This is a genomic window from Phytohabitans rumicis (genome assembly GCF_011764445.1).
Taxonomy (GTDB): Bacteria; Actinomycetota; Actinomycetes; order Mycobacteriales; family Micromonosporaceae; genus Phytohabitans; species Phytohabitans rumicis.
Map to the genome: position 1 here is coordinate 3082502 of NZ_BLPG01000001.1, position 13232 is coordinate 3095733.

Annotated in this window: 12 protein-coding genes and 1 pseudogene; 5 read left to right on the top strand and 8 right to left on the bottom strand. The window is 72.1% G+C overall.

The annotated features are described in order from the left end of the window. Positions 1 to 57 precede the first annotated feature (57 nt). A complete protein-coding gene (locus Prum_RS13415; RefSeq protein ID WP_173076883.1) occupies positions 58 to 1092 on the top strand; it encodes a DMT family transporter in 1035 nt (344 codons plus the stop codon). A gap of 284 nt (positions 1093 to 1376) precedes the next feature. Here the strand turns inward: Prum_RS13415 and Prum_RS13420 are convergent, their stop codons facing one another. The 5 genes and pseudogenes from Prum_RS13420 to Prum_RS54485 form a co-directional block, all read right to left on the bottom strand. Then, a complete protein-coding gene (locus Prum_RS13420) occupies positions 1377 to 2519 on the bottom strand; it encodes a cysteine desulfurase family protein (RefSeq protein WP_173076885.1) in 1143 nt (380 codons plus the stop codon). Between the two features lie 115 nt (positions 2520 to 2634). Next, positions 2635 to 3591, bottom strand: a complete 957-nt coding sequence (locus Prum_RS13425; protein ID WP_173076887.1) for an electron transfer flavoprotein subunit alpha/FixB family protein — start codon at positions 3589 to 3591, stop codon at positions 2635 to 2637. 14 nt (positions 3592 to 3605) lie between these two features. Then, the gene (locus Prum_RS13430; RefSeq protein ID WP_173076889.1) at positions 3606 to 4385 is read right to left on the bottom strand and encodes an electron transfer flavoprotein subunit beta/FixA family protein; all 780 of its coding nucleotides are present in this window, start codon (positions 4383 to 4385) and stop codon (positions 3606 to 3608) included. Positions 4386 to 4446: 61 nt separating this feature from the next. Further along, a complete protein-coding gene (locus tag Prum_RS49475; RefSeq protein WP_173083715.1) occupies positions 4447 to 4851 on the bottom strand; it encodes a hypothetical protein in 405 nt (134 codons plus the stop codon). Positions 4852 to 4914: 63 nt separating this feature from the next. After that, positions 4915 to 5532, bottom strand: a pseudogene (locus Prum_RS54485) (GNAT family N-acetyltransferase); the annotation flags it as partial. Between the two features lie 160 nt (positions 5533 to 5692). On the opposite strand from Prum_RS54485, the gene Prum_RS13445 reads away from it, so the two are divergent. From Prum_RS13445 to Prum_RS13460, 4 genes are read left to right on the top strand one after another with little or no spacing between them, the layout of a single operon-like run. Further along, entirely contained in the window at positions 5693 to 6079 is a 387-nt protein-coding gene (locus Prum_RS13445; protein ID WP_173076891.1) for a YidH family protein, read from the top strand. Further along, positions 6076 to 6333, top strand: a complete 258-nt coding sequence (locus tag Prum_RS48810) for a DUF202 domain-containing protein (protein ID WP_178132647.1) — start codon at positions 6076 to 6078, stop codon at positions 6331 to 6333. The genes Prum_RS13445 and Prum_RS48810 overlap by 4 nt, the downstream gene beginning before the upstream one ends. A 32-nt stretch (positions 6334 to 6365) precedes the next feature. Continuing rightward, a complete protein-coding gene (locus tag Prum_RS13455) occupies positions 6366 to 6740 on the top strand; it encodes a PLD nuclease N-terminal domain-containing protein (protein WP_173076892.1) in 375 nt (124 codons plus the stop codon). A 5-nt stretch (positions 6741 to 6745) separates the two neighbouring features. Beyond that, the gene (locus Prum_RS13460; protein WP_173076893.1) at positions 6746 to 9874 is read left to right on the top strand and encodes an AfsR/SARP family transcriptional regulator; all 3129 of its coding nucleotides are present in this window, start codon (positions 6746 to 6748) and stop codon (positions 9872 to 9874) included. Here Prum_RS13460 and Prum_RS13465 read toward each other — a convergent pair. From Prum_RS13465 to Prum_RS13475, 3 genes are all read right to left on the bottom strand, one after another. Next, the gene (locus Prum_RS13465; protein WP_173076894.1) at positions 9858 to 10604 is read right to left on the bottom strand and encodes an ABC transporter permease; all 747 of its coding nucleotides are present in this window, start codon (positions 10602 to 10604) and stop codon (positions 9858 to 9860) included. The genes Prum_RS13460 and Prum_RS13465 overlap by 17 nt on opposite strands. Beyond that, the gene (locus tag Prum_RS13470; protein WP_173076895.1) at positions 10601 to 11572 is read right to left on the bottom strand and encodes an ATP-binding cassette domain-containing protein; all 972 of its coding nucleotides are present in this window, start codon (positions 11570 to 11572) and stop codon (positions 10601 to 10603) included. The genes Prum_RS13465 and Prum_RS13470 overlap by 4 nt, the downstream gene beginning before the upstream one ends. Positions 11573 to 11652: 80 nt before the next feature. Further along, positions 11653 to 12765 carry a lytic polysaccharide monooxygenase auxiliary activity family 9 protein gene (locus Prum_RS13475; protein WP_173076896.1) on the bottom strand — a complete coding sequence of 371 codons (1113 nt, stop codon included), beginning with the start codon at positions 12763 to 12765 and terminating at the stop codon, positions 11653 to 11655. Positions 12766 to 13232: the final 467 nt, after the last annotated feature.

The window sequence follows — 13232 nt, forward strand, 5'->3', positions numbered from 1 at the left end:
TCGACATGAGCTGTATGAGTTTGACTTGTCGACACGGTCGAGCGTACGCCTAAAGACATGACTCGCAAGGACCTGGCCATCCTCGTTACCGTCTCCGCGGTCTTCGGCGCCTCGTTCCTCTTCATCCGGGTGGCGTCCCCCGTGCTCGGCCCGCTGCCGGTGTCCGCCGGGCGAGTCGCCCTGGGTGCGCTGGTGCCCATCACCCTGCTCGTGATCACCGGCCAACTCGCGGCCCTTCGCGGGCGGACACGCGACCTGCTGGTCGTGAGCTTCCTGCTGGCGGCGCTGCCGTTCACCCTCTTCGCCATCGCCGAGTTGCGGCTACCCGCGTCGCTCGCCGCCGTGCTGAACGCGACCACGCCCATCTGGGGCATCGTGGTGGCCCGCATCTGGCTCGGTCAGCCGGCCACCGCCCGGCGCCTGCTCGGCGGGGCCGTGGGACTCGCCGGGGTGGCCGCCGCCGTCGGACTCGGCACCCTGCCCCTCGACGCGGGCACCGTCGCCGCCACCGGCGCCTGCCTGCTGGCCTCCCTGTCGTACGCCACCGGCAGCGTCTGGACCGCCCGCCGGCTGGGCGGCACCCCGCCGTACGCGCTGGCCGCCGGGCAACAGATCGGCGCGACGGTGCTCCTCGCCGGCCCGGCCGCGGTGGCCGGCACCGCCCACCCGCCCACCGCTGGAGCGCTGCTCGCCGTGGGGCTGCTCGGGCTGGTGTGCACGGGTGTGGCGTTCGTGCTGTGGTTCCCCCTGCTGAGCCGGATCGGCCCGGTCGCGGCGGTCACCGTGACGCTGCTCGCACCCGTGTTCGGCGTGCTCTGGGGCTCCGTCTTCCTGGACGAGCCGGTAACGCCCGCCCTGGTCCTCGGCATGGCCGCCGTCCTAGTCGGCGTCCGCCTCATCACCACCACCCCCCACCCCACCCCCACCCCGCCCTCTCCTCCGCCCGCCTCTCCGCCCGCCTCTCCGCCCGCCTCTCCGCCCGCCTCTCCGCCCGCCTCTCCGCCCGCCTCTCCCTGTCGATCAAGGGCAAATGGTCGTGCTTCGATCTCTGAACCACGACCATTCGCCCTTGATCGACGCGAAAGTCCTTGATCGGCGCGGTTGCCCGCGGCCCTTGAGCGCGGGAGCCAGCAGTTGCGAGATGAATGTGAAGGATTTGGGTCGCTGGGGCGACTCGAATCCTTCGCGTTCATGCAGCCCTTGAGTAGGGCGCCCCCGTTGGGCGATGCGGCGTGAGTAGGGCGCCCCTACTCACGCCATAGCGGGCATGGGGGCGCCCCACTCACGCGCGCGCACCCAACAGGGGCGCCCTACTCACGCGCGGCGGCTCACGCGCGGCGGCGAGCAGCCACCGCAGCAACCCCGGCGGGGAGCGCCTAGCGGCGGTTGGCCCGGCGGGCTCGCTCTACGGCGCCGGGTAGGGCGGCTACCAGGGCGTCCACGTCGGCCTGCGTCGAGGTGTGGCCGAGGGTGAAGCGGAGGCTGGAGCGGGCGCGGTCGTCGTCCGCCCCCATCGCGAGCAGTACGTGGGAGGGCTGGGCCACTCCCGCCGAGCACGCCGACCCGGTCGAGCAGGCGATGTCCTGGGCGTCCAGCAGGAGCAGCAACGCGTCGCCCTCGCACCCGGGGAACGACAGGTGCGCGTTGCCGGGGAGCCGGTTGTCCGGGTCGCCGTTGTAGATCGCTTCGGGCACGACCTGCCGTACCCGGGTGACCAGGTCGTCGCGGAGCGCGCCCACCCGGGCCGCGTACTCCTGCTGGCTCTTGACCGCGGCCTCGACCGCGACGGCGAACGCGGCGATGGCCGGCGCGTCGAGGGTGCCGGAGCGTACGTCGCGCTCCTGGCCGCCGCCGTGCAGCAGCGGGGTGCAGGCGACGTCGCGCCCGAGCAGCAGGGCGCCCACGCCAGCCGGGCCGCCGAGCTTGTGGCCGCTGATGGTGAGCGCGGCGGCGCCGCTGGCCGCGAAGTCGACGGGCACCTGGCCGACGGCCTGGATCGCGTCGGTGTGGAACGGGATGCCGGCCGCCGCGGCCAGCGCCGCCCATTCGGCGATGGGCTGGACGGTGCCTACCTCGTTGTTCGCCCACATGACGCTGATCACGGTGACGTCATCCGTGAAGGAAAGCGCATCCAAGGCCACTCGCCCTAAGGCATCCACCGGCAGCCACGTGACGTCCGCGCCCTCGTGCTCGTGCAGCCACTGTACGGAGTCGAGCACGGCGTGATGCTCCACGGCGCTGGCGACCACCCTGTTGCGCCCTTCCCGGCGCCGGGCCCAGTGGATGCCCTTGACGGCGAGATTGTCGCTTTCCGTGCCGCTGCCCGTGAAGATCACCTCGGACGGGCGGGCGCCGACGACGGCGGCGATTCGCTCGCGGGACTCCTCCACGGTGCGGCGGGCGCGCCGGCCCGGGGCGTGCAACGACGACGCGTTGCCAACCTCGCGAGCGGCTGCCGCGTACGCCTCGATCGCCTCGGCGAGCATCGGCGTCGTCGCGGCGTGATCCAAGTAGGCCATCGCCTATCAGCCTAATGCGCCCGTTAGTGATGCCCTGCGGTCGGCGCTGAGATGTTAGGAAGGGCCCCTTGCTATGCAGAAAGCGTTAACAAGGTGCCCTTCCTTGCAACGAGCCCTACTTGCGCTTGCGGATCTCTTCGGCGGCCTGCGGTACGACCTTGAACAGGTCGCCGACCACGCCGAAGTCGGCGAGCTCGAAGATGGGCGCCTCGGCGTCCTTGTTGACCGCCACGATCGTCTTCGAGGTCTGCATGCCGGCCCGGTGCTGGATCGCACCGGAAATACCCAGCGCGACGTACAGCTGCGGGGACACCGTCTTGCCGGTCTGCCCGACCTGGAACTGGTGCGGGTAGTAGCCGGAGTCGACCGCCGCCCGGGACGCGCCGACCGCGCCGCCGAGCAGGTCGGCCATCTCCTCCACCAGCTTGAAGTTGTCGGCGTTGCCCACGCCCCGGCCGCCGGAGACGACCACGGACGCCTCGGTCAGCTCCGGGCGGGCACCCTTGGCCTCCACCTTGCGCTCCACCACCCGGGCCAGCTTCGCCGACTCGTCCACCGTGACATCCACAGTGGACACCTCGGCGGAAGCAGCCGAGGGCACCGGAGTCACCGAGTTGGGCCGCACGGTCACCAAAGGAAGACCGCGGGTCACCCGAGACTTCACGATCGTGGAACCGGCGAACACCACCTGCGTCGCCGTCCCGTCCGCCGCCAAAGCGGTCACGTCGGTCAGCAGCCCGTTGTCCAGCTTGACCGCGAGCCGCCCGGCGATCTCCTTGCCCTCCTGGGTGGAGCCGAGCAGCACCGCCCCCGGCGAGACGGAACGCACCAGCGCGGCAAGAACAGCCGCCTTCGGCGCCACCAGGTACCCGTCCAGATCGGCGCTCTCGCCGGCGTACACCTTCGCCGCGCCGTACTCGCTCAGCTTGTCGACCAGCGGCGCCGCCGCCCCCGGACCGCCGAGGACCACCGCGGCCGGGGTGCCCAGCTCACGCGCCAGCGTGAGCATCTCGAGCGTGACCTTCTTGACCTCGCCGCCGGAGTGCTCGACAACGACCAGAACCTCAGCCATGACGTCCAGCCCTCTCAGACAAACTTCTCGGACGCGAGGAACTCGACCAGCTTCACGCCGCCCTCGCCCTCGTCGGTGACCTTCTGCCCACCCGAACGCGGCGGACGCTTGCTGTGCTCGACAACCGCCGACGAGGCGCCGTCGGAGCCGACCTCGCCGGCCGCCACGCCCAGGTCGGCCAGCGACAGCGTCTGCACCGGCTTCTTCTTCGCCGCCATGATGCCCTTGAACGACGGGTACCGCGGATCGTTGATCGTGTCCCACACCGACACGATCGCCGGCGTCGCCGCGGTCACCACCTCGTAACCCTCGTCGGTCTGCCGCTCGACCGTGAGCGCCGAACCGTCGACGGTCAGCTTCCGCGCGCCGGTCAGCGCCGCGATGCCGAGCCGCTCGGCCAGCATGTGCGGCATCACCTGCACCCGACCATCGGTCGACTCCGCACCGCACAGCACCAGGTCGGCGCCCAGCGTGCCCAACGCCGCGGCCAGCACCTTGGAGGTGGCCAGCGCACACGACCCGTGCAGAGCGTCGTCGATCACGTGCACGGCCCGGTCCGGCCCCATCGACAGCGCCTTGCGGATCGACTCCGCCGCGCTGCCCGGCCCCATCGTCAGGATGGTGACCTCACCGCCGTGCGCTTCCTGGATCCGCAACGCCTCCTCGATGGCGTACTCGTCCATCTCGTTGATGACATTGCTCGCCGACCCCCGGTCGACTGTGTTGTCGTCAGCACGCAGGGCGCGCTCCGAACTGGAGTCGGGCACCTGCTTGACGAGTACGACGATATTCATCGCGCTTCCACGACCTCCTGCTCGGGTTAACGCTCGTTAGCTTAAGCTCTCACACCTTATGTTACTGGCCAGTAGGTGTCAGCGCCGCCTTGATTTTCGCCACAGTCTCGGCCTCGCGGGCGTTCACCCCGTGCGTGGCGTGCGCGGTCTCCTCGGCGGCGGCCACCACGGCGGCCCGGTACTGCGCCAGCTCGTCCGGCGCCTTCTCACGCAGGATCGCGACCGACCGCTCCAGCGCGGGCAGCACGAGCGCCTCCACCTCGCTCGCGGAGCCCCGCGGCAGCTTCGGCAGCGCCCCGGTGGTCAGCACCTCCTTGACCAGGCCGGTCGTGCCGGCCAGCGCCTCGGAGGCGGCGAAGCTCTCCTTCAGCATCGCGAAGAACCCCGGATCGGCGTTGGACACCAGGTAGACCGCGCCGAACGCGGCCGTCTTCAAGGTCACCTTGTCCTCGACGGTCAGGCTCATGCCGCCCCCTGCGGGTGTGTAGACGTACGGCGTGGTGGTGGTCACCGCCACGAACCCCAGCCGTTCCAGGATCGGGCGGCTGTCATCCGAGGCGTCGACCTGGAGCAGCGTATGGCCCCGGTCCGCGGCCAGCCGCGCCCGGTAGGAGACAAGTGACTTGTAGATGCCCCGGCCACGCCACTCCCGCAGCGTCGAGCCGCCCCACAGGGTGGCGAACGCGGTGCCGCGCACGTACCGGACCCAGCCGGCGCTGACCACCTCGCCGCCGGCCTCCGCCACCACCACCGTGATCGCGTTGGGGTCGGCGCCGATCTCCTTCTCCAGGGAGTCCGCCTGCCAGCCGCGGTCCGCGTCCCACACCGTCGACTCCATCCGCGTGATCCGCTCCAGGTCCGCGCGGGCGGTCACCTCACGTAGTCGTACCCCCTCGGGTGGCTGCGTGGCCGGCAGCGCGACCGGCCCGATCACGACCGTCTCGCGCTCCTCGGGCTTGAAACCCGCGGACCGCAACCGGTCCGCGAGGTCCGCCGGCTCGTCGTGCGCGTGCAGCTTCCACTCCACCGGCTCGCCGAGCGCGGCGAAGATCTCCACCTGGCGCTGGATCAGCGCGTCCAGGTCCGCGCCGGTCATGCCGCCCAGATCCGGGTACAGCAGGTAGCCGCCCGCGTCCAGCCCGCGCATCCGGATCAGCGGGCCGTCCCGCTCCACCGTCGCCCCCGCGGGCAGCGGATCGGGTACGAGCGCGCGCAGTTGCTCGTCATACGCGGTGAGAAGGGCCTGTCTGTCCAGTTCGGTCACCCGTCAAGGTTACGGGGACCCGCCACCCGGATAATCGCAAAACGTGTGGGGTGCGATCAGGCAGTGGTTCGACTCGCGGGAGGTGCGGGAGGTCGGCACCACGCCCGACTACCGGTTCTCGCTGGCCAACGAGCGCACCTTCCTCGCCTGGATCCGCACCGGGCTCGCGTTCGTGGCGGGCGGGTTGGGCATCGCGCAGTTCCTGCCGCCGCTGCCGATCGCCCACCTGCGCGAGGTGATCGCCATCGCCCTGTTGCTGCTCGGCGGTGGTGTGGCGATCCGGGCGGTCGACCGCTGGGCGCGCAACGAGCGGGCCATGCGGCTCGGGCGTGACCTGCCCCCGTCCCGCTTCCCCGCGCTGCTCGCCGTCCTCATCGGGCTCGGCTCGCTGCTCCTGGTCGCGGCCGTACTCGTGCAAGCGATCGAATGACGGAGCGCGAATCCGCCGTCGCGCGCACGCGGATGGCGTGGCGGCGGACATTTCTCGCCTTCGCCGCGATCGCGGTGCTCGCGGCCCGGCTGGCGGCCGAGAACGGCGACGTCCTGCTGGTCGCGGTGGCGCTCGCCGGCTGGCCGGCCCTGGTCGGGCTGACCTACCGCGAGACACGCCGGGCGCTGCCCCTGTACGCCCTGTTCACCGCCGGGTACGCCGGCCTGGGCGCGGTGCTGGTGCTGACCCGTTAGCCACCATGGCCGGGAGGGGTCATCATTGCGGCATGGTCCGCCTGTATCTCCTCCTCTTCGTCGTGCAGATCGCCCTCGCGGTGATCGCCCTGATCAGCTGCCTGTCCGCCGAGGAAGACGAGATCCGTGGCCTGCCCCGGCTGCTCTGGGTGCTGGTCATCCTCTTCTTCCCACTGGTCGGGTCGATCGCCTGGTTCCTGGCCGGGCGCCCGGCCACGGCGAAGAGCGGTGGCGGAGCCCCCGAGCCACGGCGGCCACTCGCGCCGGACGACGACCCCGAGTTCCTCGGCTCGCTCGACGCTCAACAGTCCCAGCAGGACCGTGAGATGTTCGACAAGTGGGAGGAAGACCTGCAGCGCCGCGAGGACGAGTTGCGCCGCAAGGACAACGGCGACGAGGGCGCATAACGGACGTGCGGATCGCGCTGCTCGGCCCGCTCGAGGTACGCGCCGACTCGGGCGCGCCGATCGAGCTGGGTGGCGCGCGCCTGCGTACCCTCCTGATCCGGCTCGCGCTCGACCCGGGCCGCGTGGTCACCACCGGCGCGCTCGTCGACGCGCTGTGGGGCGCGGAGCCACCCGCGGGCGCCGCCAACGCGCTGCAGGCCCTGGTCTCGCGGCTGCGCCGGGCGCTGCCGGACGGCGTCATCGAGTCGCATCCCGCCGGCTACCGGCTGGCGGTGCCGGCCGAAGCCGTGGACGCGCGCCGGTTCGAGCGGGAGGTCGCGGCGGGCCGCGGCGCGCTCGCCGCCGACCCGGCGGGTGCCGCGGCGACGCTGGCCGGCGCGCTCGCCCTGTGGCGCGGTCCGGCGTTCGCCGACGTGGCGGACGCGCCCTTCGCGCTGGCCCCGGCCGCCCACCTGGCCGAACTGCGGCTGGCCGCGACCGAGGACCGCGTCGAGGCGGCGCTGGCACTCGGTGACGGCGCCGCGCTCGTACCCGAGCTGGAGGCCCTCGCCCTGGCGCACCCGCTGCGCGAACGCCTGGCCGGGCTGCTGATCCGGGCCCTGCGCGCGGCGGACCGGCCCGCGGAGGCGCTGGCCGCGTACGACCGGCTGCGCGGGGCGCTGGCCGACACGCTCGGCACCGACCCGTCGCCGGAGCTGGCCGCGCTGCACGTGGCGCTGCTGCGCGAGCCCAACCCGGCACCGGCCCTCAGCAACCTGCCCGCGGCGCTGACCAGCTTCGTCGGCCGGGAGGACGAGGTGACCCGGGTCACCAAGGTCGCGGCCGAGTCGCGGCTGACCACGCTGACCGGGCCGGGCGGGGCGGGCAAGACCCGGCTGGCCATGGAGTCCGCCCGGGCCATGCTCGACCAGGCGCCCGACGGGGTGTGGCTGGTGGAGTTCGCTCCGGTGACCGACGCCTCCGAGCTGGCCTCGGTGGTGCTGTCCGCGCTCGGGCTGCGGGAGCAGTCCCTGGTCGGCCGGGCCCCGGCGGAGCCCACCGATCCGCTCACCCGGCTGCACGGCGCGCTCGGCCGGCGGCGGGCCCTGCTCGTCCTGGACAACTGCGAGCACCTGGTCGGCGCGGCGGCCACGCTGGCGGAGGGCCTGCTCGTCCGGTGCCCCCAGTTGCGGGTGCTGGCCACCAGCCGGGAGCCGCTCGGCATCACCGGCGAGGTCCTCTTTCCGGTCGAGCCGCTCGCGCTGCCGCCCGCCGGTACCGCCGCCGACCAGTCCCTCGGGTACGCCGCCATCCGCCTCTTCGCCGACCGCGCGGTCGCCGCCCGACCGGGGTTCGTGGTCACCGACCCGGTGCTGCGGATCTGCGAGTCGCTGGACGGCATGCCGCTGGCCATCGAGCTGGCCGCCGCGCGGCTGCGGGCGCTGACCCCGGACCAGATCGCCGTACGCCTCGGCGACCGGTTCCGGCTGCTGACCGGCGGCAGCCGCACCGCCCTGCCCCGGCACCAGACGCTGCGCGCCGTCATCGACTGGAGCTGGGAGCTGCTCGACGAGGCCGAGCGCGCGCTGTGGCGGCGGCTCGCGGTCTTCGCCGGCGGCGCGACCCTCGACGCCGTCGAGGAGGTGTGCGAGGGCGACCTGGACCTGCTCGCCGCGCTCGTCGACAAGTCGCTCGTCGTGGCGGACGCCGACGGCCGGTACCGGATGCTGGAGACCATCAAGGCGTACGGCCTGGAGCGGCTCGCCGAGGCCGGCGAGACCGACCGGGTACGCCAGGCGCACGCCCGGTACTTCCTGCGGCTGGCCCGGCAGGCCGACCGCCGGCTGCGCTCCCGCGAGCAGCTGGAGTGGATCGCCCGCCTCCACGCCGACCACGACAACCTGCACGCCGCGATGCGCTGGGCGATCGCGGCCGGCGACGCGCGGCTGGCGGTGCGGTTCGCCGTCGCGCTGGGCTGGTACTGGTGGCTGTGTGGCCGCCGGGCCGAGGGCGCGGAACTGGCCGAGGAGGCGATGGCGCTGCCCGGGGACGTGCCCCGGGCGCTGCTGGCCGGCGCGGCGTCGGTGGCGGCGCTCAACGTGGTCGCCGGCCTCTTCCAGCTCGAACGCGGCCAGGAGCTGCTGCGCCGCGCCGCCGAACTGGCGGTGGGCCGGGAGAGCCGGCACCCCGTGCTCGCCATCATCGGGCCGGTCTCCGATCTCTTCCAGAGCCCACCCAACATCGACGCGGCGCTATCCGGGCTGGCCAGCTGCTTCACCCACCCGTCCGGGTGGGTGCGTGGCGTGGCCCGGATGTCGTACGGCCACGCCGAGGCCAACGCCGGCCGGGCGGGGCTGGTGTCGGCGGAGAACTTCGGCGCCGCGCTGGCCGAATTCCGCGAGGTGGGCGACCGGTGGGGCATCTCGACCACGCTGTCCGGGCTGGCCGAGCTGACCGCCCGGCGGGGTGACCACGACCAGTCGGCGGCGCACTTCGAGGAGGCCCTGGCCAACCTGCTCCCGCTGGGCGCGGCCGAGGACGTGCCCGAGTTGCAGTCCCGGTACGCGTACGAGCTGTGGATGGTCGGCGATCGGGAGCGGGCCGTCGCCGTACTCGACGAGGCGCGCCGCACGGCCGAGCGGGTCGGCACCGACGAGGGCCGGGCGTCGGTGGCGTACCACCACGGCGAGGTGCTGCGCGCGATGGGTGAGCTGCGCGAGGCGCGCGCCGAACTGGCCGTGGCCGACAAGGTGATCTCCACGTTCAACTCCTCGCCGCAGTGGGCCGCCTTGATCTACACCGCGATCGGCCACATCGACATGGCCGAAGGCGACCTGGCCGCCGCCCGGGCCCGCTTGGACCGCGCGCTCGACCTGGCCGTCAGTTCGCGCGACGCGCCGGCGATCGGCCAGGTCGTGGTGGGCTGGGCCGACCTCGCGCTGCACGGTGGACAGACCGCCGCGGCGGCCCGGCTGCTCGGCGTCGCGTCCGCGCTCCGGGGCGGCCCGGACCACACGCGGCGGGACGCCGATCGGATCGAGGCCGCCGCCCGCGAACGCCTCGGCGACGAGCGCTTCGCCGAAGCGTTCACCGACCGGCCGGCCGTCACGGACGACACCGTCCGGGAGATCGTGGCCGTCACACTCGACGCTTGAACGTCCGGATCGCCAGCGGGGCGAACACCGCCGCGATCGCCGCCGCCCAGAGCAACGACTGGCCGATCAGGCTCGCGCTCGGGTCAGCCGTCAGCAGCCCGCGTACGGCGTCGGCCAGGATCGTGACCGGGTTGACGTTGGCCCACGCCTGCAACCAGCCGGGCATCGTGTCGGTCGGCACGAAGACGTTGCTGGTGAAGGTGAGCGGGAAGACCACGACGAAGGCGAAGATCTGCACCTTCTCCGGGGCGCTGGCCAGAAGGCCCACCAGCACCGCGATCCAGGACGCCGCCAGGCTGAACACGAGCAGCAGGGCGAACGCCGCGAGCACGCCCAGCGGGCCGTTGTCGACGCGGAAGCCGAGCGCGAACCCCAGCGCGAGGATCAGCGTGATCGACCACGCCTGCTTGACGGCGTCGGCCAGGATCCGGCCGGCGAGCGGGGCGGCCCGGGATATCGGCAGCGACCGCAGCCGGTCGTAGACGCCCTTGGTGAGGTCGCTGTTGAGGCCCACGCCGGTGGTGACCGACGCGAAAAGGGCGTTCTGCACGATGATGCCCGGCAGGGCGAACGTCAGATAGTCCCCTGTGGACCCCGAGATGGCCCCGCCGAAGACGTACGTGAACAGCGCCACGAACATGAGCGGCTGGATGCTCAGGTCGAGCAGCTCCTCCGGGTTGTGCTTGATCTGCACGAGCCCGCGCCAGGCGAGCGTGAATGTCTGGCTCACGCCGGGATCCTTTCTTCTTCTTGCGTCTCCGCGCGGTGCCCGGTCAGCGACAGGAACACCTCGTCCAAACTGGACCCGCGCAGCGCCAGCTCGCCGATCGCCACCTCGGCGTCGTCCAGCCGCCGTACGACGGCCGGCAGCACCGCCGGGTCGGTGACCGGCACGGTGACCAAGCCGCCGTGCGACTCCGGCGCCCGGCCGGCCACCTGCGCCACGACCGACTCCACGATCGGCTGGTCACCCGCGTGCCGCGGCCGTACGGCCAGGGTCTGCGCGCCCGCCCGGCTCTTGAGCTCGTCGGGCGTACCGGTGGCGATGACCCGCCCGTGGTCGATGACCACGATCTCCTCGGCCAGCAGGTCGGCCTCCTCCAGGTACTGCGTGGTCAGCAGCACGGTCACGCCGTCGGCGACCAGGTCGCGGACGATGTCCCACATCTCGTTGCGGCTGCGCGGGTCGAGGCCGGTCGTCGGCTCGTCCAGGTAGAGCACCTTCGGCCGGCCCACCAGGCTCGCCGCCAGGTCCAGCCGGCGGCGCATGCCTCCGGAGTACGCCTTGGCGGCCTTGCCCGCGGCGTCCTCCAGCCGGAACTCGGCGAGCAGCTCACGCGCCCGGCTCCGGGCGTCCGGCCGGGACAGGCCCAGCAGCCGCCCGATGAGGAGCAGGTTCTCCAGGCCGGTCAGCGACTCGTCCACCGAGGCGTACTGGCCGGTCAGCCCGATCTGCTTGCGCACCTCGTGCGCGTCGCGGACGACGTCGTACCCGCCGACGGTCGCCCGGCCCGCGTCGGGCCGCAGCAGCGTCGCCAGGATGCGGACCACGGTGGTCTTGCCGGCCCCGTTGGGCCCGAGCAGGCCCAGCACGGTGCCCCCGCGTACGGCGAGGTCGACGCCGTCCAGCGCGGTGGTCTCGCCGTAGCGCTTGACCAGCCCCTCGGCGAGGATGGCGTGTGTCTTGGTGTCACTCATGCCCGTCAGGCTGCCCGGGCGCGCTGATAGGGCCCTGCCAGCCGCTGACATCCGGCTGACAGAGCCCTATCAGGGGGTTGCTACGTGGTGGCGGTGCAGGTCGGGGTCGGGGCGGTGTTGCTACCGGTCCACGAGCCGAGCAGGCCGAACGTCGTGCTGCCGCCCGCACTCAGGGTGCCGTTGTAGCTGACGTTCCGGGCCGTCACGGTCGATCCGCTCGAGGTGATCGCGGTGTTCCAGGATTGGGCGACGGTCTGCCCGTTGGCGAACGTCCAGGTGACCGTCCAGGCGCGGATCGCCGCGGAACCGGCGGTCACCCGCACCTCGGCCTGGAAGCCGCCGCTCCACTGCCCGGTGATCGCGTACGTCGCGGAGCAGCTGGCCGTGCCCGGGCCCGGGGTGGTCGGCGCCGGCGTGGTGGGTGCCGGTGTCGTCGGCGCTGGCGTGGTCGGCGCCGGCGTCGTGGGTGCCGGCGTGGGCGAGTTCGTCGGGTCCGGCTGCCCGCCCGGGAAGATCACGTCGCTGCAGAAGTAGTACGACTGGTCCGAGTGGCTCGCCTGCCAGATGGCGTAGACGATGTGCCGCCCGGTACGCCCCGGCGCGGTGACGTCCGTCGAGATGGAGACGCCGTTGAGCACCGGGTCGGTGGTCCGCTCGCCGACGCCGGGCAGGATGCGGCCGGTGTCCTTACGCAACTCCAGGTCGCCCCAGCGCAGCGCCGTGGTGAGCGGGTTGTACCCCTGCCGGGTCACGTAGATCCGGATGTAGTCGGCACCGTGCAACGCCTGGTCGTGCATCGTCCAGGTGAAGTTGTTGCTGAGGTTCGTGGCCCTCCACGCGCCCGGGTTGTCGAGCGCGGCGTACCGGATGCCGCCGGTCCGCCCGCCGCTGCACAGCTGGCCGTCCGGGATCGCACCCTGGTGGTTGCCGGCAACGCCCTCGCGGTACAGGGAGTTCCAGTTCCACATCGCGGTGGAGTCGGCCTGCCATGCCTGCCAACACATCGGGTCCTGGGTGGCCATGATGGGGTTCTGGAAGTCGCTGCCCCATCGTTTCCAGCAGCCGTAGTTGCGTGACATCGGGTTGATCGCTGAGCCGTGGGCGGACGCGGGATCCACCAACCCGGTGGTCAGCAGGATCAGCGCGGCGAACACCACCGTCGCCGCACGGTGCGCGTGCTTGACTGTCGACATTGGACCTCCACGGTAAATGTCCATCAACGAGCGTGGCGCGGAGAGTTGCCCAGCTCCCGCACCGCCTACGCAGCTCCCGCAGCAGTCCTGGTCAGAGATTCACACCCGTGGATCAGATTGTCAATAGTTTAGCGCCACAACTAAGCCGTTCCTTATCGCCCGCTCCGCGTCGATCAAGGGCTTTGTTCGTCGATCAAGGGCTTTGCCGTCGATCAAGGGCAAATGGCCGTGGATTGGAGATCCAAGCACGACCGTTCGCCCTTGATTGACGGCAAAGCCCTTGATCGACGCGGCGAGCGAGCAAGGAGCGGCCCGGACGGACCTCCGCGCCACACCCCCAGCGTCGATCAGGGGATTGCGCGTCGATCAAGGGCAAACGGTCGTGGAAAAGAGATCCAACCACGGCCATATGCCCTTGATCGGCGGGGAAGTCCTTGATCGGCGGGGAAGTCCTTGATCGGCGGGGA

What these genes read in the sequence shown, in the direction of transcription:
- Prum_RS13415 (WP_173076883.1), top strand. Translation starts at nt 58, where the DNA reads ATGACTCGCAAGGACCTGGCCATCCTCGTTACCGTCTCCGCGGTCTTC.
- Prum_RS13420 (WP_173076885.1), bottom strand. Translation starts at nt 2,519, where the DNA reads ATGGCCTACTTGGATCACGCCGCGACGACGCCGATGCTCGCCGAGGCG.
- Prum_RS13425 (WP_173076887.1), bottom strand. Translation starts at nt 3,591, where the DNA reads ATGGCTGAGGTTCTGGTCGTTGTCGAGCACTCCGGCGGCGAGGTCAAG.
- Prum_RS13430 (WP_173076889.1), bottom strand. Translation starts at nt 4,385, where the DNA reads ATGAATATCGTCGTACTCGTCAAGCAGGTGCCCGACTCCAGTTCGGAG.
- Prum_RS49475 (WP_173083715.1), bottom strand. Translation starts at nt 4,851, where the DNA reads ATGAGCCTGACCGTCGAGGACAAGGTGACCTTGAAGACGGCCGCGTTC.
- Prum_RS48810 (WP_178132647.1), top strand. Translation starts at nt 6,076, where the DNA reads ATGACGGAGCGCGAATCCGCCGTCGCGCGCACGCGGATGGCGTGGCGG.
- Prum_RS13455 (WP_173076892.1), top strand. Translation starts at nt 6,366, where the DNA reads ATGGTCCGCCTGTATCTCCTCCTCTTCGTCGTGCAGATCGCCCTCGCG.
- Prum_RS13470 (WP_173076895.1), bottom strand. Translation starts at nt 11,572, where the DNA reads ATGAGTGACACCAAGACACACGCCATCCTCGCCGAGGGGCTGGTCAAG.
- Prum_RS13475 (WP_173076896.1), bottom strand. Translation starts at nt 12,765, where the DNA reads ATGTCGACAGTCAAGCACGCGCACCGTGCGGCGACGGTGGTGTTCGCC.